We start from the raw sequence: 18000 nt of genomic DNA, 5'->3' as shown, positions 1-18000 counted from the left end.
ACCGCCGGGTGGCGGCTGCGCCTTACCCGGCCTACGATCGCGTTTTGTCGTTTGTAAGCCCGGTAAGCGCAGCGCCACCGGGCGTGTTTTTACAGGAAGGCCGGTAACAACCCGACCAGACTGCCTTTATTCAGCAGACTAATCGCCGCCTCGATATCCGGGGCAAAGAAGCGGTCGTCATCATAATGCGCCACCTGCTCCCGCAGGATATGCCGCGCCTGCTCCAGCAGTGGGCTCGACGTCAGACCATCGCGCAGATCCGCCCCCTGACAGGCCGCCAGCCACTCCACCGCCAGCACCCCGCGGGTGTTGCCCGCCATCTCCCATAAGCGGCGACCTGCCGCCGGGGCCATCGAGACATGATCTTCCTGATTCGCCGAGGTCGGCAGGCTGTCCACGCTGTGCGGGTGCGACAGAGCCTTGTTCTCGCTCGCCAGCGCGGCGGCGGTGACCTGGGCAATCATAAACCCGGAGTTAACCCCGCCATTGCGCACCAGGAACGGCGGCAGCTGCGACATGTGTTTATCCATCATCAGGGCGATACGGCGCTCCGACAGCGCGCCAATCTCGGCAATTGCCAGGGCCAGATTATCCGCCGCCATCGCCACCGGTTCGGCGTGGAAGTTGCCCCCGGAGACCACTTCGTTTTCCGCGGCGAATACCAGCGGGTTATCGGAAACAGCGTTGGATTCCACCAGCAGCACCTCCGCCACCTGGCGCATCTGGGTCAGGCATGCACCCATCACCTGGGGCTGACAGCGCAGGGAATACGGGTCCTGCACCTTGTCGCAGTTATGATGCGACTCGGCAATGGCGCTGGTGTCGGTCAGGACGTGGCGGAACAGCGCCGCAGCGTCAATCTGTCCGCGCTGGCCACGCACCTCATGAATGCGCGCGTCGAACGGACGACGGGAGCCGAGCACCGCTTCGGTGGTCAGCGCCCCGCAGACCACCGCCGAGGCAAACAGATCTTCGGCTTCAAACAGGCCGCGCAACGCAAAGGCGGTGGAGGCCTGGGTGCCGTTCAGCAGTGCCAGCCCCTCTTTCGCCGCCAGCGTCACCGGAGCCAGACCCGCTTTTTGCAGAGCGGTGGTGGCCGGTAACCATTCCCCACGGTAGCGGGCTTTACCCTCCCCGAGCAGGGTCAGGGACATGTGCGCCAGCGGGGCCAGGTCGCCGGACGCGCCGACCGAGCCTTTGGCAGGGATCCACGGGTACACTCCGGCATTGACCATAGCAATCAGGGCCTGAATCACGCTCAGGCGGATGCCGGAGAAACCGCGCGCCAGGCTGTTGATTTTCAGCACCATCATCAGGCGCACAATGTCGTCGTCCAGCGGCTCGCCAACGCCCGCCGCGTGGGACAGCACCAGCGAACGTTGCAGATTTTCCAGATCATGGGTGGCGATGCGCGTTTGCGCCAGCAGGCCAAAACCGGTGTTGATCCCGTAGGCGGTGCGCCCTTCGGCAACAATGGCTTCAACGCAGGCGACGCTGTCGTTAATCGCTTTATGGGCCGACTCGTCGAGCGTCAGCTGGAGCGGCTGTTGCCAGACCCGGCGCAGCTGGGCCAGTGTCAGGGTACCGGGGGTCAGGGTTAAGGCGTTCATCAGTGCTGTCCTTGTGTCGCAGCGATCATCGGCAGGTTCAGGCCCTGCTCTTTCGCGCAGTCGATGGCAATGTCATACCCGGCATCCGCATGGCGCATTACGCCTGTCGCCGGATCGTTGTGCAGGACGCGGGCAATACGGGCCGCGGCTTCATCGGTGCCGTCGCAGACGATCACCATCCCGGCATGCTGGGAGAAGCCCATCCCGACGCCGCCGCCGTGGTGCAGCGAGACCCAGGTCGCGCCGCTGGCGGTGTTGAGCAGCGCGTTCAGCAGCGGCCAGTCGGAGACCGCGTCGGAGCCGTCCTGCATCGCTTCGGTTTCGCGGTTCGGGCTGGCAACCGAGCCGGAGTCGAGATGGTCGCGACCGATGACGATTGGCGCGGAGACTTCACCCCTGCGAACCATTTCGTTAAAGGCCTGGCCCAGCTTCTGGCGCCACTCCAGCCCGACCCAGCAGATACGCGCCGGCAGCCCCTGGAAGCTAATGCGCTCCCGGGCCATGTCCAGCCAGTGATGCAGATGCTCATCATCGGCGACAATCTCTTTCACTTTGGCGTCGGTTTTGTAGATATCTTCCGGATCACCGGAGAGCGCCACCCAGCGGAACGGGCCGATCCCTCGGCAGAACAGTGGACGGATATAGGCGGGAACAAAGCCCGGGAAGTCAAAGGCGTTGGTGACGCCCATCTCTTTCGCCATCTGGCGGATGTTGTTGCCGTAATCGAAGGTCGGAACACCCTGCTGGCTGAAGGCCAGCATCGCGTTGACGTGCTCGGCCATCGAACGCTTCGCCGCCAGCACGGTGCCTTCCGGATCCTGCTGCGCTTTCTGCTGGTACGCTTCCCAACTCCAGCCTTTGGGCAGGTAGCCGTGGAGCGGATCGTGGGCGCTGGTCTGGTCGGTGACCAGGTCCGGACGCACGCCGCGGGCCACCATTTCCGGCAGGATATCGGCTGCGTTGCCGCACAGGGCAATCGAGACCGCTTTGCCCTGCTGGGTGTATTTGTTAATGCGCGCCAGGGCGTCATCCAGGGAGTCGGCCTGCTCATCGACGTAACGGGTACGCAGACGGAAATCGATGCGGCTCTGCTGGCACTCAATGTTCAGGGAGCAGGCCCCCGCCAGGGTCGCCGCCAGCGGCTGTGCGCCGCCCATACCGCCTAAGCCCGCGGTCAGGACCCAACGCCCTTTCAGGGAGCCGTTATAGTGCTGGCGACCGGCCTCGACAAAGGTCTCGTAAGTACCCTGGACGATGCCCTGGCTGCCGATGTAGATCCAGCTCCCGGCGGTCATCTGGCCATACATCGCCAGCCCCTTCGCATCCAGCTCGTTAAAGTGTTCCCAGGTGGCCCAGTGCGGCACCAGGTTGGAGTTGGCAATCAGCACCCGCGGGGCGTTTTCGTGAGTTTTGAACACGCCGACCGGTTTGCCGGACTGCACCAGCAGGGTTTCGTCGTTTTCCAGTTCGGTGAGGGATTTGACAATGGCGTCATAGCAGGCCCAGTTGCGCGCCGCGCGGCCAATCCCGCCATACACCACCAGCTCATTCGGGTTTTCCGCCACGTCGGGATCGAGGTTGTTCATCAACATGCGCAGCGGGGCTTCGGTGAGCCAGCTTTTGGCCGTTAACGTGGTGCCACGGGGGGCGCGGATCTCTTGCTGGCGATACTTTCCTGACGACATTGTGTGCTCCTCATTGGGGACAGAATATACAGTAAGATATACTTGTATAGACAAGTGCACACAAGGCTGGTTTTAACAATTTAGATACATTTTTGTTATATTGCGTCAGCAATCACGCTTTTGGCTTATGACATGAAATGACCCTGCAGCCGGTAGCGGTTACCCGGGAACAGCAGTCTGGCGTGGGACACAATGTGCGAGGCTGACCAGGTACGGCGGTGGATCAGCAGGCAGGGGTCCTGCTCTTTTATGCGCAGCAGCTCGCACTCCTGCGGGGTAGCGCGCACCGCCTCAACGATATGCTCCCCTTCCGTCAGCGGCGCGACCAGCGACAGATACGCATGGGGCGTGGTGGCGGTGTAGTCCTGAAGCAGGTAATCCGGCACCAGCGCGGCATTGACGCAGCGATCCTCGATCTGTACCGGGGTGTCGTTTTCATAATGCAGCATCAGGGAGTGGAAGATACGTGTTCCCTCTTTGACGTTCAACGCCGTCGCCTGTGCGGCGCTGGCCTGGGTCTCTTCGAGGAACTGCACCTCACAACGGTGCTGATGGTTGCGGGAGGCAATCTCGTCGGCAATGCTGCGAATTTCAAACAGCGCCGACTGCCCTTTTGGCTCGGCCACGAAGGTGCCCACCCCCTGCAGACGCACCAGCAGCCCCTCATCGGTCAGCTCCCGCAGCGCGCGGTTGATGGTCATCCGGCTAAAGCCGAACTGTGCCACCAGCTCTGCCTCGGACGGAATGCGATCGTGCGGGCGCCAGACGCCGGTGGCGATCTGATGGCTAATCGCCTGTTTGACCTTTTCATAGAAAGGGGCTGGCGTGTTGGCCTGCTGCTGCGGGGCGCGAGAGAACATAGCAATTCCTTAAGCCGTGATAAAAAGTCGAGTATATACAGGCTTTACGCCCACCAGTGAGCTATTTGCCAGGCCAGTCGGGCGGCGAGCTTCGCTCCCTGGCCGTCGCGGTCAAAACCGGGGTTCAATTCCACCAGATCTGCCGCCTGCAGTTTGCCGCTGCGACAGATTCGCTCGATGACCGGGAGCAGATCCCGGGCCGGAACCCCCAGTGCGGCAGGTGCCGACACGGCGGGCATCTCCCCGGCAGGCATCACGTCGAGGTCGATGGTGAGATAGACCCGATCGGCATGACTGAGGGTGCTTTCCAGCACCGGCAGCGCCTGCTGCTGGAAGTCGAGATCTTCCACCAGAGTGACGTTAAGTCGGACCGCTTCATCCCACAGCGCCTGGGTATTGGCCGCCCGGCTGACGCCGAGGCAGGCATAGTGAAACTCACGCTGCTGTTCGGCGCAGTACAGCGCCAGCTGGCGGAACGGCGTCCCGGAGGTCGCCTGGCTGGCATGTCGCAGATCGAGATGCGCATCGAGGTTGATAATCACCACCCGCTCGTTGGGAAAAGCATCCAGCACGCCGCGGCCGTGGGCCCAGGCGGTCTCATGTCCACCGCCGAAGACCAGGGTGCGCATCCCGGACTGCTGGCAGGCGGTGACCGTCTCGCTCAGCGCCTGCTGGGCGGGCTCGAGCGACTCCCCTTCCACGTGAATGTTACCCATGTCGGTTAACCGCGCGTGGCCCTGATGGCTTGCCATGTTCGCCAGCGCACGGCGTAACAGGTCCGGAGCCTGCGCCGCACCGGTCCGGCCCTGGTTGCGTCTGACCCCTTCGTCGCAGGCAAAGCCGATCAGGGCGATACCCTCCCCAGACGGATGTGGCGAATCGCTAAGTTGCACGGTCTGGAACAGGCGCAGCGCGTTGCTGGCCTCGCGGGTGTCGTCGCGCCCCTGCCAGATATCAGGTGCTACCGGCTGCCACAGGCTCATTGGACTTTTCCTCTGAATACGCGCTGATAAAGCGGATTACGCCCCGGCTCATACACCATCTCCACCGGGCTTTTCGCATCCCAGACTGCCAGATCGGCGACAAACCCGGCTTTCAGCTGGCCGTGCGTGGCACCGCGACCCAGCGCCTGGGCGGCGTAGCGAGTCACCCCTGCCCACGCCTCTTCGGGGGTTAAACCAAACTGGACGCAGGCCATGTTCATCGCCAGATGCAGGCTGGCAAAGGGGCTGGTGCCGGGGTTGTAGTCGGTAGCAACCGCCATCGGCACCCCGTGCTGGCGCAACAGGGTAACCGGCGGGCGCTGGCGCTCCTGCAAGAAATAGAATGCGCCGGGCAGCAACACCGCCACGGTGCCGCTCTGCGCCATCGCGCATACCCCGGCTTCATCGAGATATTCAATGTGATCCGCAGACCACCCGTGATAGCGGCTTACCAGCGCGGTGCCGCCGAGGTTTGAGAGCTGCTCGACATGGCCTTTAATCGGGATCCCCCGGGCCTGTGCCGCCTGGAATACCCGCTCGCTCTGTTCAGGGGTAAAACCGACGTTCTCGCAGAAGACATCCACGGCGTCGAAAAGGCCTTTCTCCCACAGCTGCGGGAGGGTGTGCTGGCACACGTGGGCGATGTACGCATCCGGATCCTGACGATACTCTTTCGGCACGGCGTGGGCGGCCAGCAGCGTCGGGCTGATCTCAATGGGGTTGGTCTGAGCCAGACGCTGGGCCACGCGCAGCATCTTCTCTTCCGTTTCGTCGTTAAGGCCGTAACCCGATTTGATTTCGATAGTGGTGACCCCTTCGCGCATCAGCCGCTGTAAACGCTGCTGCGCCAGCTGCTCAAGCTGCGCCGGCGTGCTCTCCCGGGTAGCGGTCACCGTGGCGTTAATCCCGCCGCCCTGGGCGCTGATGGTCTGATAGGAGACACCGTTCAGCCGCTGCTCCCACTCGGCGGCCCGGTCGCCACCAAACACCAGGTGGGTGTGGCAGTCGATCAGGCCCGGCGTGACCAGCCGCCCCTGTAAATCGATGGCATTGGGGAGATCCTGAGGCAGGTCGGCGTCAGGTACGATCGACAGGATGGTCTCACCGCGCACGATTAACGCCCGGTTCTCCAGCAGGCCATAAGGTGTGCCGTGGTCGGGATCCAGGGTCGCAAGGCGCAGGTTACGCCAGACTACGTCGTCGGGATGAAGTTGCAGCATCGGGCTTCCGCTTGTCATGAGTTGTATAGACATTTATTTTCATTCCCGTCGCCCTGTCAATCGCCTTTACCGAAATTGTTATTTATTTGTGACAACTTTACCGCTAAGCGTGGGAATAAAAAGTAACTTTTTGCCTTTTAATCTTCCCGTTTCGCTCAACTTAGTATAAAAAAGCAGGCTATTTCGGTTATCCCCCTATTGATATGCTTAGCAGGAGCTTTCCCTTGAACATTTCCAGGATTTCTCGTCTGGCGCTGGCGCTCGCATTTGGCGTGACGTTGTCTGCGTGCAGCTCTACTCCGCCGGATCAACTGCCTTCAGAGCAGGCTGCACCTGGCACGGCTTCCCGCCCGATCCTTTCTGCCGAAGAAGCGAAAAACTTCCAGCAGGCTCGCTACTTTACGGCCATGGATCCTAACGCGACGCCGTGGAGCCCGTACGCTATTCGACTGCCTGCACAGCCAAACTTTGTGGTTGGCCCGGCGGGAACCCAGGGTGTTACGCATACCACCATTCAGGCGGCGGTTGACGCAGCCATTGCTAAGCACAGCAGCTCCCGTCAGTACATCGCCATTTTACCAGGCGAATACGAAGGCACCGTGTATGTGCCTGCCGCACCAGGTAGCGTGACCCTGTACGGGACGGGCGAAAAACCGATTGATGTGAAAATTGGTCTGGCGATCGACTCCGAAATCGATACCGCCACCTGGCGTCGTCTGGTTAACCCGGGCGGTAAATACATGCCGGGTAAACCGGCCTGGTACATGTTTGACCGTTGCCAGAGCAAGCACAGCGCCACCGTTGGCGTGATGTGTTCTGCGGTCTTCTGGTCGCAGAACACCGGCCTGCAGCTGCAGAACCTGACGATTGAAAACAATCTGGGTGACAGCGTTGATGCCGGTAACCACCAGGCGGTAGCCCTACGCAGCGACGGCGATCAGGTGCAGATCGACAAGGTGAATATTCTGGGTCGTCAGAACACCTTCTTCGTCACCAACAGTGGCGTTGAGAACACCCTGAAAAACAACCGCATCACCCGTACGCTGGTCACCAACAGCTACATCGAAGGCGATGTGGATATTGTCTCCGGGCGCGGTGCCGTGGTGTTTGATAACACCGATTTCCGCGTAATGAACAGCCGTACTCAACAGGAAGGCTATGTCTTTGCGCCAGCCACTCTGTCGAACATGTTCTACGGCTTCCTGGCGGTGAACAGTCGCTTTACCGCAATGGGTGACGGTGTGGCACAGCTGGGCCGCTCGCTGGATGTGGATTCTGCCACTAACGGCCAGGTGGTGATCCGCGACAGCGTGATCAACGAAGGCTTCAACATGGCAAAACCATGGGGCAACGCGGCTGTCTCTCAGCGTCCGTACGCGGGTAATACCGGTGCGGTGGATGACAAAGGCAACGTGCAGCGTAACTTCAACGAGGCGAACTTCAACCGCATGTGGGAATACAACAACCGCGGTGTGGGTAGCAAAGTGATCGCAGAACCGAAGCAGTAAGATTTTAGCAAAAAGGGGGAGTGACTCCCCCTTGATGCTGCGGCTGGGCACGTCAGGCACCGGTCTTAAGATACGCATCCAGCAGTTGCAATACTGCAACCATGAGTTGCAGGAACAGAATTACCCATCCCATACTGCTCATACGCCACTCCTTTGGTCAGGAGCACTTCCACTGACTTACCTTTCCGCTGCCTGTCACCAGTGGGCGTTGGTTTACATCGATGTGCTCCGCAGTTAAGGCACTGACGGCACCACCCGCCAGCCAGGACTTGAAAAAGATCCCTGATAGCGGACTGCCACACATTGATACCAACAGCTGATTATAAACAGAGAAGGCTGTATATTTAAACAGCTCTCCATCAAATAAGAATGTATAAAGGGAAGCAATTAAAATCATTATAAATCAAATAGTTATATTTATATCATCATAACCTGATCTAACATCGGTACGTGTCTGAGGTTGTGTAAGCATTATCTGCGGCGCTAAGATAAGTGAGTTGGTTTATATCGATGTGCTCACCCGGCTACCACCGGGCATAAAAAAACCTCGCATGTGCGAGGTTTTTTTATTTCATCCGCCTTAGTAAGCGTTAACCACCACCCACATTGGCCCCTGGCCGACGGCATAACGTCCCTTCTCTTCCAGCAGCCCCTGCTCGCCCTGAATCTCATACAGTGCGATATGGTGCGATTTTTGCCCTGCCGCAATCAGGAATTTACCGCTGTGATCGACGTTAAAGCCGCGCGGCTGGGTCTCGGTCGGCTGAAAGCCTTCAATAGCCAGCACGCTGCCATCTTCAGAGATGCTGAAAATGGTGATCAGGCTGGAAGTACGGTCGCAGGTATAGAGATGGCGCCCGTCAGGCGTGATGTGGATATCCGCCCCCCAGCGCGTGTCGGTGAAGTCAGCTGGCATCATGTCCAGGGTCTGGACACACTCGATATTGCCGTGCGGATCGCGCAGCGCCCAGACGTCTACCGAGCAGTTCAGCTCATTCACTACGTAGGCAAATTTCTGGTTCGGGTGGAACGCCATATGACGCGGGCCAGCACCTTCAACGGTGGTGACTTCTGCCGGCGTTTGCGCCGCCAGTTTGCCGTCATCACCCAGCGTAAACAGGCAGATACGATCCTGTTTCAGCGCCGGTACCCACAGGGTGCGGTTATCCGGGGAGATGTTAGCTGAGTGACACCCTTCCAGGCCTTCAACCACCTCAACGGTCTCCGTCGGGATGCCGTCATCCAGGCGGGTCACGCTGACGCAACCAGCGTTGTAAGAGCCGCTGAAGATAAAGCGCCCCTGCAGATCGGTTGAGATATGGGTCGGGCTACCTGGCAGGGCCGCTTCGGCCGTGTACGTCAGGGCGCCATCGTCAGGAGAGATACGGTACGCGAGCACCCGGAATTCCGGACGCACACCCACATACAGGAAACGTTTATCCGGGCTGATCGCCATCGGCTGAACCTGGCCGGGAACATCGACGACCTGAACCAGGGTGAGTGTACCTTCGGGATTCAGACGCCAGACATGGATCTGCTGGCTTTCAGGACTGGCGGTATAAACGGTTTGTTTCATGAATGCTCCTTTCCTCACTGCGCGTAAAAGTAATGTACCAGGATAGTCTTTTTTAACGGTGAATGCTGAATTTTAACCAGGAATTTTGCAGCGTTAGTTGCGCGGTGTACCATCTGCTCATTCTGCCCTTTCAACATTAACCCGGAAGATCAAATGACCTCGCGTGTGATTGCACTGGATTTAGACGGTACGCTGTTAACCCCGCAAAAAACCCTGCTCCCCTCTTCGCTTGAGGCACTGAAACGTGCTCAGGAAGTGGGATACCAGCTCCTCATCGTGACCGGTCGTCATCATGTTGCGATTCATCCTTTTTATCAGGCACTGGCGCTGGATACACCTGCAATTTGTTGTAATGGCACCTATTTGTATGATTATCAAGCAAAAAAGGTTCTGCAGGCCGATCCGCTGCCGGTTCCCCAGGCGCTGCAACTAATTGATCTGCTCGATGAACACGCCATTCACGGCCTGATGTATGTCGACGACGCGATGCTTTACGAACGCCCGACCGGCCACGTGATCCGCACCAGCAACTGGGCGCTGTCGCTGCCGCAAGCGCAGCGTCCAGTGTTCACTCAGGTGCCGTCGCTGGCGCAGGCGGCCCGGGAGGTTAACGCCATCTGGAAATTCGCCCTCACCGATGAGGACACCACAAAGCTGAACGCCTTCGCTAAACACGTGGAGCAGACGCTGGGCCTGGAATGTGAATGGTCCTGGCACGATCAGGTGGATATCGCCCGCAAAGGCAATAGCAAAGGCAAACGCCTGGCGCAGTATGTGGAGTCCATCGGCGGGTCAATGAAGGATGTCATTGCCTTTGGCGATAACTACAATGACATCAGTATGCTGGAAGCGGCCGGGACCGGGGTGGCGATGGGAAATGCGGACGACGCCGTCAAAGCGCGCGCCAACATTGTGATTGGCGACAACACCACCGACAGCATCGCGCAATTCATCTATACCCACCTGGTGTGATCAGGTGGTAATCGACACGCTCTTGATCTGCGCGTAGAGCCAGAGGCCAGGTTTGATCCCCAGTTCATCCCTGGCCCACGGGCTGATGCGCGCCCACAGCGTGCGGCTGCCGATTTCCAGCTGGACCTCAACCTGACCATTATCGTCGTAACACTGGGCCACTTTGGCGCGCAGAATGTTACGGATGCTGCTCTGTAACGGGGGCTGCAGCACCAGCGAAACATCCGACGCCTGAATGCGAATGCGCAGGTTAGTGTGCAGCGGTTTATCCAGCTTATTCACCCAGACATGCTGATCGCCAATCGCCAGAGCGGTCATGGCGTAGTGGGGATGGTGCTCCAGCACGCTCACCTTCATAATGCTGCTCTGCTGCTCCGGCGGCAGCCAGGGATGCATCACGCTGCTGCCCCACACTTCCTCCAGATTACCGAACGCCTTCACGCTGCCGTTCTCCAGCACCAGCACCTTATCGGCCAGATGCAGGATCTCATCCAGCGAGTGGCTGACATACAGCATCGGGATATTGATTTCGCGCGCCAGGCGCTGCAGATAGGGCAGCAGCTCACGCTTGCGGGGGATATCCAGCGACGCCAGCGGTTCGTCCAGCAGCAGCAGTTCCGGGGCGGTGAGTAACGCCCGGCCTATCGCCACGCGCTGTTTTTCCCCGCCCGACAGCGATGACGGCAGCCGATCAAGCAGGTGCTCAATGCCCAGCAGGGCCACCAGCTTATCGAACTGTCCGGCCATGCTTTTCGCCATGCCGTAACGCAGGTTGCCCAGCACCTTGTAGTGCGGGAACAGCCGCGCATCCTGGAAGACATAGCCAATCCGGCGCTTTTCCGGGGTCAGGTAAATGCGCTTTTCGACATCATTCAGCACCCGATCGTTGAGCACGATGCGGCCAGACTGGGGCCGGGTCAGTCCGCTGATGGCATTGATCAGCGAGGTCTTCCCTGCTCCGGAGACGCCAAAAATGGCGGTGATCCCGCTGGCAGGCAGGGTTTCGTTGAGGGTCAGGCAGTGCTCGCCCAGGGTCTGGGTAAAATTGAGTTCCAGCATGGTCAGTTCCCCATCCGTTCACGACTTACACGGGCCAGCCACTCCGACACCAGCAGCGACACCATCGCCAGCACAATGGAGATAATACACAGACGCGCGGCGGCTCCTTCGCCACCAGGGGTCTGAATCAGGGTATACATCGCCGACGGGAGGGTGCGGGTTTCGCCGGGAATATTGGAGACAAAGGTGATGGTCGCGCCAAACTCCCCCAGCGAGCGGGCAAAGGCCAGCACGGTGCCGACAATAATGCCCGGCAGCGTCAGGGGAAGCGTGATGGTCAGGAAGACGCGCCAGCGCCCGGCCCCCAGCGTGCGGGCGGCCTGCTCAAGTTTCATATCCACCCCTTCCAGCGCCAGGCGGATCGCCCGCACCATCAGCGGGAACGACATCACCGCGGCGGCCATTACCGCCCCGCGCCAGCTGAAGGCAAAGCTCAGGCCAAACCACTCGTACAGACGCTCACCGATAAACCCGCGGCGCCCCATAGCGATGAGCAGCAAATAGCCGACTACCACTGGCGGCAGCACCAGCGGCAGATGCAAAACGCTGTCGAGGAGCGCTTTACCGGGGAACTTACAGCGGACCAGCAACCAGGCGAAAAAGATCCCAAAGGGCAAACTAAATGCAACCGCGAGGGAAGAGACTTTCAGGCTCAGCAGCACGGCCTGCCATTCGGGATCGGTCAATATCATTCGTGAGTCGTAAATCCGTAACGTTTAAAGATTGCCGACGCCTGCGGCCCCTTCAGATATTCGTTGAAGGCGCTGACGGTCGCGTTTTTATGTCCATCGATGATGGCGACAGGATATTCCACTTTCTTGTGCGAGTCTTCCGGGAAGGTCCCGACCACTTTCACCCCTTTTCCGGCAACGGCATCGGAACCGTAAACGATCCCCAGCGGCGCTTCGTTGCGCTCCACCAGCGCCAGGGCACCGCGTACATCTTCTGCCGGGGCCAGTTTTGGTGACAGCGTCTCCCAGGCCCCCAGTTTTTGCAGCGCCTCTTTGGCGTAAATGCCCGCCGGCACGTGGTCCGGATCGCCTACCGCCAGACGCCCCTCTTTCAGCAGGCTGGTCCAGTTGGTCTCTTTATTGATGGCGATCTCGCCCTGAGCACTCGCTTTCGGTGCCACGACCACCAGGCTATTGCCGAGCAGAGTTGCACGACTGGCGGTATCTATCGCTTTTTTCCCGACGGCGTAATCCATCCACTTCTGATCGGCAGAGATAAACAGGTCGGCAGGCGCGCCCGCTTCAATCTGACGCGCCAGGGTCGAGGAAGAGGCAAACGATGATACCACCTCAACGTTTTTCTCTTTTTTATACGCCGCTGCAATATCCTGCATCGCGTTCGTCAGGGAGGCCGCCGCGAAGACGGTAACTTTGCCCTCATCCGCCAGGGCATGCCCGGTCAGGGTGAGGGTCAGCGTTGCCCCTGCGAAAAGGCGTAACCATGCACGTGCCATCTTTAGCTCCTTTGAGTTTCGTTATATACAGCGAAATATAACGATAACCCCAGGGTTTGCCCAGCGTTAAATCGTACCGATCGGTGAGTAGATCAAATTGATGCCAAAAATAATATCGGCGCGGAGGGGGGAAACTTGAGAGCAAAACGCCCGGCGGAACCGGGCGTTTTTACAGGGAATTAATTCTGCTTTTTCGGCTGTTTTCTGTGGCCGACATTGGAAAAGATGTTGAACACCTCACCCAGACCGTAAATAGCACCGAGGATGATAGCCATCACCACTGGCACCATGATTACGGCGAATACCAGACTTTTCAGCAACTCTAACATGGCTTTCTCCAGACAATGTGAATGCTTCATTCTAACCGGAAAAGCGAGAAATACATCCCCTTTTGTGCGGTACAGTTTGCGCATAAAACGAATTCCGTCACAATACCCCTTTTGCCAGGACATTGTTATGCAGGCCGAAATTCTCCTCACCCTACGTCTTCAGCAAAAACTGTTTGCCGATCCCCGCCGCATCGCCCTGCTTAAACAGATCGCGCAGACCGGCTCCATCAGCCAGGGAGCAAAGAACGCCGGCATTAGCTACAAAAGCGCCTGGGATGCTATCAACGAGATGAATATCCTGAGCGAACACCCCCTGGTCGATCGCGCCACCGGCGGCAAAGGCGGCGGCGGTGCGATTCTGACGCGCTACGGACAGCGGCTGATCCAGCTCTATGACCTGCTGGCGCAGATCCAACAGAAAGCCTTCGATGTCTTAAGCCATGACGACGCCCTGCCGCTGGACAGCCTGCTCGGTGCCATCTCGCGTTTCTCTTTACAGACCAGCGCCCGCAACCAGTGGTTTGGCACCGTTACCGCCCGCGATAACGACCAGGTGCAACAGCATGTGGAGGTCTTGCTTGCCGACGGCACCACCCGCCTGAAAGCGGCGATTACTGCCCGGAGCGGTAAGCGGCTGGGGCTGGATGAGGGCAAAGAAGTGCTGGTGCTGCTGAAAGCGCCCTGGGTCAGCATCACTCAGGACAATGAAACGGCGAAGCAGGCGGATAACCAGCTGCCAGGGATCATCAACCATATCGATCGTGGCGACGAGCAGTGTGAAGTGCTGATGACCCTGCCCGATGGCCAGACGCTCTGCGCCACCCTGCCCCTGGCCCAGAGCCTGGGTTTAGAAGAAGGTGCTGAGGCGACGGCATATTTTAATGCTGACCGGGTGATTATCGCCACGTTGTGCTAAGCGCATTGACATTCGCGCCGACAGTGGGTATCCCTGAGACTTATTGCTGCAAAAAATGGGATAAGTCATGTCATCATTGCAAATTTCGCAAGGCACGTTTCGTCTTAGCGATACCCGAACGCTCACGCTCGCGGATTTTACGCTCAATGCTGGTGAAAGCTGGGCGTTCGTTGGCAGTAACGGCAGCGGCAAGTCTGCCTTCGCCCGGGCGCTGGCCGGGGAGCTGACGCTGCTGAAGGGCGAACGCCAGAGCACCTTTACGCGCCTCACCCGCCTCTCCTTCGAACAGCTGCAAAAGCTGGTCAGCGACGAGTGGCAACGCAATAACACCGACCTGCTCAGCCCCGGCGAAGAGGATACCGGCCGCACGGCGGCTGGGATCATCCAGGACGAGGTCAAAGACGAGGCCCGCTGCCGCGAGCTGGCGGAACAGTTCGGCATTACTCACCTGCTCGACCGACGCTTTAAATACCTCTCCACCGGTGAAACCCGCAAAACGCTGCTCTGCCAGGCCCTGATGGCCGAGCCCGAACTGCTGATCCTCGATGAGCCTTTCGACGGCCTCGATGTGAAATCGCGCGGGCAGCTGGCGGATCTGCTGGCCTCGCTCAATCAGCAGGGTTACACCCTGGTGTTGGTCCTGAACCGTTTTGACGAGATCCCCGACTTTGTGCAGAACGCCGGGGTACTGGCGGATTGCACCCTGACGGCGGTGGGTGAAAAAGCCCACCTGCTGAACCGAGCCCTGATTGCCCAGCTGGCGCACAGCGAAAAACTAAACGGCATCACCCTGCCGGAACCGGATGCCCCTTCGGCGCGCCATGCCCTGCCGCAGGATCAACCGCGGATTGTACTCAATGACGGCGTGGTGTCGTATAACGATCGCCCAATCCTCGACCAGCTCAGCTGGACGGTGGATCCCGGTGAGCACTGGCAAATTGTCGGCCCTAACGGCGCCGGGAAATCAACCCTGCTGAGCCTGATTACCGGCGATCACCCCCAGGGGTACAGCAACGATTTAACCCTGTTTGGCCGCCGTCGCGGCAGCGGCGAAACCATCTGGGATATCAAAAAGCATATCGGCTACGTCAGCAGCAGCCTGCACCTCGACTACCGGGTCAGCACCACGGTGCGCAACGTTATTCTGTCGGGTTATTTTGACTCCATTGGCATTTATCAGGCGGTTTCCGATAAGCAGCACAAGCTGGCGCAGCAGTGGCTGGATATTCTCGGCATGGATAACCGGGTCGCGGATGCCCCCTTCAGCAGCCTGTCGTGGGGCCAGCAGCGGCTGGCGCTGATCGTGCGCGCGCTAGTGAAACACCCGACCCTGCTGATCCTCGATGAACCTTTGCAGGGGCTGGATCCGCTCAACCGCCAGCTGATTCGCCGCTTTGTGGATGTCCTGATTAGCGAAGGGGAAACGCAGCTGCTGTTTGTCTCCCACCATGCGGAAGATGCCCCCGCCTGTATCACCCATCGGCTGGAGTTTGTCGCTGACGGCGACAGTTACCGCTACCAGACGGGCCCGGTCTGACACCCTGACGGGGGCCACGCCCCCGCCTTTTTCAGATAACCTGCAACATCCCACCCCAGGCACTTTGATTTACAATCCTTTTTTAGCCGGAACGCTGCTGCGCTTAATGCAGTGTAAGCGATTCCACTATTTTATCCCATGTCACACTTTCCTGCTGTCTGATATGCTAGGATTATCTCATACCATAAGCCTAATGGAGCGAAATATGCGAGTTCTGGTAACAGGTGGTAGCGGTTACATAGGAAGTCATACCTGTGTGCAACTGCTGCAAAACGGCCACGACGTCATCATCCTCGATAACCTGTGCAACAGTAAACGCAGCGTGCTGCCGGTTATGGAACGTCTGGCCGGTAAACAGCCTGCCTTTGTCGAAGGCGATATTCGTAACGAAGCGCTGATGACCGAGATCCTCCACGATCACGCCATTGATACCGTGATCCACTTTGCCGGGCTGAAAGCCGTCGGCGAGTCGGTGTCGAAACCGCTGGAGTATTACGATAACAACGTCAACGGTACGCTGCGTCTGGTCTCTGCCATGCGCGCGGCGGGCGTGAAAAACTTCATCTTCAGCTCCTCGGCCACCGTCTATGGCGACCAGCCGCAAATCCCTTATGCCGAAAGCTTCCCGACCGGGACGCCGCAAAGTCCGTACGGCAAAAGCAAACTGATGGTGGAACAGATCCTCACCGACCTGCAAAAAGCCCAGCCGGAGTGGAGCATCGCCCTGCTGCGTTATTTCAACCCGGTGGGTGCGCATCCGTCAGGGGATATGGGGGAAGATCCGCAGGGTATTCCGAATAACCTGATGCCGTATATCGCTCAGGTGGCGGTGGGCCGTCGTGATTCGCTGGCGGTGTTCGGCAACGACTACCCGACCCCGGACGGCACCGGCGTGCGCGATTACATCCATGTGATGGATCTCGCCGACGGTCACGTCGCGGCCATGCAGCAGCTGGCGGATAAACCGGGCGTCCATATTTATAATCTCGGCGCGGGCGTCGGCAGCAGCGTGCTGGATGTGGTTAACGCCTTCAGCGCCGCCTGTGGCAAACCGGTGAGCTACCACTTTGCCCCACGTCGCGACGGCGATCTGCCTGCCTACTGGGCGGATGCCAGCAAGGCCGAGAAAGAGCTTAACTGGCGTGTCTCGCGCACGCTCGATGAAATGGCACAGGATACCTGGCGCTGGCAGTCTCGCCACCCGCAGGGTTACCCGGACTAAGGATCTGTCATGACCCCATTTAACCCCGTCGATCACCCACATCGTCGTTTTAATCCGTTAACCGGGCAGTGGATCCTGGTCTCTCCGCATCGCGCCAAGCGCCCCTGGCAGGGCGCGCAGGAAACGCCAGCGAAACAAACGCTGCCCCAGCACGACCCGGACTGTTTCCTCTGTCCGGGGAATACCCGCGTCACCGGGGATGTTAACCCCGATTACCAAGGCACCTTCGTTTTCACTAATGACTTTGCCGCCCTGATGACCGACACGCCGGACGCGCCGCAGAGTGAGGATCCGCTGATGCGCTGTGAAAGCGCACGCGGCACCAGCCGGGTGATCTGCTTCTCGCCGGATCACAGCAAAACCCTGCCGGAACTGAGCGTTGAGGCCCTGACCGAGGTGGTGAAAACCTGGCAGGAACAGACCGCCGAGCTGGGGCAGAGCTATCCGTGGGTGCAGGTCTTCGAGAATAAAGGCGCGGCGATGGGTTGCTCCAACCCCCATCCGCACGGCCAGGTGTGGGCCAACAGCTTCATGCCCAACGAAGTGGAGCGGGAAGATCGCCTGCAAAAAGCCTATTTCGCTGAGCAGCAGTCGCCGATGCTGCTGGACTACGTCCAGCGCGAGCTGGCCGACGGTAGCCGCACCGTGGTGGAGACCGAGCACTGGTTAGCCGTGGTGCCGTACTGGGCGGCGTGGCCATTCGAAACACTTCTGCTGCCGAAAGCGCATGTTCTGCGGATCACCGATCTGAGCGAGGCCCAGCGCAGCGATCTGGCCCTGGCGCTGAAAAAGCTGACCAGCCGTTATGACAATCTGTTCCAGTGCTCCTTCCCCTATTCCATGGGCTGGCACGGCGCGCCGTTTAATGGCGAAGAGAATCAACACTGGCAGCTGCACGCCCACTTTTATCCGCCGCTGCTGCGCTCCGCAACCGTACGTAAATTTATGGTCGGTTACGAGATGCTGGCAGAGACCCAGCGTGACCTGACGGCTGAACAGGCCGCAGAGCGCCTGCGTGCAGTGAGTGATGTCCATTTTCGCGAATCCGGAGAATAACA

Annotated in this window: 17 protein-coding genes; 6 read left to right on the top strand and 11 right to left on the bottom strand. The window is 59.3% G+C overall.

Annotated elements, in window-relative coordinates; all coding sequences use genetic code 11:
- Positions 1–89: 89 nt before the first annotated feature.
- From hutH to hutI, 5 genes are all read right to left on the bottom strand, one after another.
- Positions 90–1610, bottom strand: a complete 1521-nt coding sequence (gene hutH, locus SOM40_RS06575; protein WP_261642351.1) for a histidine ammonia-lyase — start codon at positions 1608–1610, stop codon at positions 90–92.
- Positions 1610–3295 carry a urocanate hydratase gene (gene hutU / locus SOM40_RS06570; RefSeq protein WP_320530728.1) on the bottom strand — a complete coding sequence of 562 codons (1686 nt, stop codon included), beginning with the start codon at positions 3293–3295 and terminating at the stop codon, positions 1610–1612. The genes hutH and hutU overlap by 1 nt, the downstream gene beginning before the upstream one ends.
- 125 nt (positions 3296–3420) lie before the next feature.
- Positions 3421–4155 carry a histidine utilization repressor gene (locus tag SOM40_RS06565; protein ID WP_106992405.1) on the bottom strand — a complete coding sequence of 245 codons (735 nt, stop codon included), beginning with the start codon at positions 4153–4155 and terminating at the stop codon, positions 3421–3423.
- 44 nt (positions 4156–4199) lie between these two features.
- Positions 4200–5138 carry a formimidoylglutamase gene (gene hutG, locus SOM40_RS06560; protein ID WP_320530729.1) on the bottom strand — a complete coding sequence of 313 codons (939 nt, stop codon included), beginning with the start codon at positions 5136–5138 and terminating at the stop codon, positions 4200–4202.
- The gene (gene hutI, locus SOM40_RS06555) at positions 5135–6358 is read right to left on the bottom strand and encodes an imidazolonepropionase (protein WP_320530784.1); all 1224 of its coding nucleotides are present in this window, start codon (positions 6356–6358) and stop codon (positions 5135–5137) included. Before hutI ends, hutG begins: the two co-directional genes overlap by 4 nt.
- A gap of 224 nt (positions 6359–6582) precedes the next feature.
- Here hutI and SOM40_RS06550 point away from each other — a divergent pair, with 224 nt between their 5' ends.
- Complete coding sequence (locus SOM40_RS06550) at positions 6583–7866, top strand: putative acyl-CoA thioester hydrolase (RefSeq protein ID WP_320530730.1); 1284 nt, start codon at positions 6583–6585, stop codon at positions 7864–7866.
- Between the two features lie 52 nt (positions 7867–7918).
- Here SOM40_RS06550 and tisB read toward each other — a convergent pair whose 3' ends face one another.
- Together tisB and pgl are read right to left on the bottom strand one after the other, a co-directional pair.
- Positions 7919–8008, bottom strand: coding sequence for a type I toxin-antitoxin system toxin TisB (gene tisB, locus SOM40_RS06545; RefSeq protein WP_142488739.1), 90 nt, complete (start codon positions 8006–8008; stop codon positions 7919–7921).
- Between the two features lie 438 nt (positions 8009–8446).
- Positions 8447–9442, bottom strand: coding sequence for a 6-phosphogluconolactonase (pgl, locus tag SOM40_RS06540; RefSeq protein ID WP_106992401.1), 996 nt, complete (start codon positions 9440–9442; stop codon positions 8447–8449).
- Positions 9443–9595: 153 nt separating this feature from the next.
- Here pgl and SOM40_RS06535 point away from each other — a divergent pair, with 153 nt between their 5' ends.
- Entirely contained in the window at positions 9596–10414 is an 819-nt protein-coding gene (locus tag SOM40_RS06535; RefSeq protein WP_320530731.1) for a pyridoxal phosphatase, read from the top strand.
- Here SOM40_RS06535 and modC read toward each other — a convergent pair whose 3' ends face one another.
- From modC to SOM40_RS06515, 4 genes are all read right to left on the bottom strand, one after another.
- The gene (gene modC / locus SOM40_RS06530; RefSeq protein WP_106992399.1) at positions 10415–11473 is read right to left on the bottom strand and encodes a molybdenum ABC transporter ATP-binding protein ModC; all 1059 of its coding nucleotides are present in this window, start codon (positions 11471–11473) and stop codon (positions 10415–10417) included.
- 2 nt (positions 11474–11475) lie between these two features.
- Positions 11476–12165: a molybdate ABC transporter permease subunit gene (gene modB, locus SOM40_RS06525; protein WP_106992398.1), complete on the bottom strand. Its 690-nt coding sequence runs from the start codon at positions 12163–12165 to the stop codon at positions 11476–11478.
- Entirely contained in the window at positions 12162–12938 is a 777-nt protein-coding gene (gene modA / locus SOM40_RS06520; RefSeq protein WP_320530732.1) for a molybdate ABC transporter substrate-binding protein, read from the bottom strand. Before modA ends, modB begins: the two co-directional genes overlap by 4 nt.
- Before the next feature lie 179 nt (positions 12939–13117).
- Positions 13118–13267, bottom strand: coding sequence for an AcrZ family multidrug efflux pump-associated protein (locus tag SOM40_RS06515; protein ID WP_032617112.1), 150 nt, complete (start codon positions 13265–13267; stop codon positions 13118–13120).
- A gap of 127 nt (positions 13268–13394) precedes the next feature.
- Here SOM40_RS06515 and modE point away from each other — a divergent pair, with 127 nt between their 5' ends.
- The 4 genes from modE to galT all read left to right on the top strand — a co-directional run bounded on the left by modE (position 13395) and on the right by galT (position 17998).
- The gene (modE, locus tag SOM40_RS06510; protein WP_320530733.1) at positions 13395–14183 is read left to right on the top strand and encodes a molybdenum-dependent transcriptional regulator; all 789 of its coding nucleotides are present in this window, start codon (positions 13395–13397) and stop codon (positions 14181–14183) included.
- Positions 14184–14250: 67 nt separating this feature from the next.
- Positions 14251–15720: a molybdate ABC transporter ATP-binding protein ModF gene (gene modF, locus SOM40_RS06505; protein ID WP_320530734.1), complete on the top strand. Its 1470-nt coding sequence runs from the start codon at positions 14251–14253 to the stop codon at positions 15718–15720.
- Positions 15721–15925: 205 nt separating this feature from the next.
- Positions 15926–16942 (top strand): UDP-glucose 4-epimerase GalE, encoded by a 1017-nt coding sequence (gene galE / locus SOM40_RS06500; RefSeq protein ID WP_106992394.1) that lies wholly within the window; start codon positions 15926–15928, stop codon positions 16940–16942.
- 9 nt (positions 16943–16951) lie between these two features.
- Positions 16952–17998, top strand: coding sequence for a galactose-1-phosphate uridylyltransferase (galT, locus tag SOM40_RS06495; protein WP_320530735.1), 1047 nt, complete (start codon positions 16952–16954; stop codon positions 17996–17998).
- Positions 17999–18000 lie beyond the last annotated feature (2 nt).

Source organism: Leclercia sp. CFBP8987, assembly GCF_034044995.2.
Lineage (GTDB): Bacteria > Pseudomonadota > Gammaproteobacteria > Enterobacterales > Enterobacteriaceae > Enterobacter > Enterobacter tamurae.
Note: the sequence above shows the minus strand (reverse complement) of the source record. Positions and strands in the feature narration are given on the sequence as shown.

Bases quoted from the DNA above. Each gene is read 5' to 3' on its own strand.
- hutH (WP_261642351.1), bottom strand. From the start codon at position 1,610: ATGAACGCCTTAACCCTGACCCCCGGTACCCTGACACTGGCCCAGCTG.
- hutU (WP_320530728.1), bottom strand. From the start codon at position 3,295: ATGTCGTCAGGAAAGTATCGCCAGCAAGAGATCCGCGCCCCCCGTGGC.
- SOM40_RS06565 (WP_106992405.1), bottom strand. From the start codon at position 4,155: ATGTTCTCTCGCGCCCCGCAGCAGCAGGCCAACACGCCAGCCCCTTTC.
- hutG (WP_320530729.1), bottom strand. From the start codon at position 5,138: ATGAGCCTGTGGCAGCCGGTAGCACCTGATATCTGGCAGGGGCGCGAC.
- hutI (WP_320530784.1), bottom strand. From the start codon at position 6,358: ATGCTGCAACTTCATCCCGACGACGTAGTCTGGCGTAACCTGCGCCTT.
- tisB (WP_142488739.1), bottom strand. From the start codon at position 8,008: ATGAGCAGTATGGGATGGGTAATTCTGTTCCTGCAACTCATGGTTGCA.
- pgl (WP_106992401.1), bottom strand. From the start codon at position 9,442: ATGAAACAAACCGTTTATACCGCCAGTCCTGAAAGCCAGCAGATCCAT.
- SOM40_RS06535 (WP_320530731.1), top strand. From the start codon at position 9,596: ATGACCTCGCGTGTGATTGCACTGGATTTAGACGGTACGCTGTTAACC.
- modC (WP_106992399.1), bottom strand. From the start codon at position 11,473: ATGCTGGAACTCAATTTTACCCAGACCCTGGGCGAGCACTGCCTGACC.
- modB (WP_106992398.1), bottom strand. From the start codon at position 12,165: ATGATATTGACCGATCCCGAATGGCAGGCCGTGCTGCTGAGCCTGAAA.
- modA (WP_320530732.1), bottom strand. From the start codon at position 12,938: ATGGCACGTGCATGGTTACGCCTTTTCGCAGGGGCAACGCTGACCCTC.
- SOM40_RS06515 (WP_032617112.1), bottom strand. From the start codon at position 13,267: ATGTTAGAGTTGCTGAAAAGTCTGGTATTCGCCGTAATCATGGTGCCA.
- modE (WP_320530733.1), top strand. From the start codon at position 13,395: ATGCAGGCCGAAATTCTCCTCACCCTACGTCTTCAGCAAAAACTGTTT.
- modF (WP_320530734.1), top strand. From the start codon at position 14,251: ATGTCATCATTGCAAATTTCGCAAGGCACGTTTCGTCTTAGCGATACC.
- galE (WP_106992394.1), top strand. From the start codon at position 15,926: ATGCGAGTTCTGGTAACAGGTGGTAGCGGTTACATAGGAAGTCATACC.
- galT (WP_320530735.1), top strand. From the start codon at position 16,952: ATGACCCCATTTAACCCCGTCGATCACCCACATCGTCGTTTTAATCCG.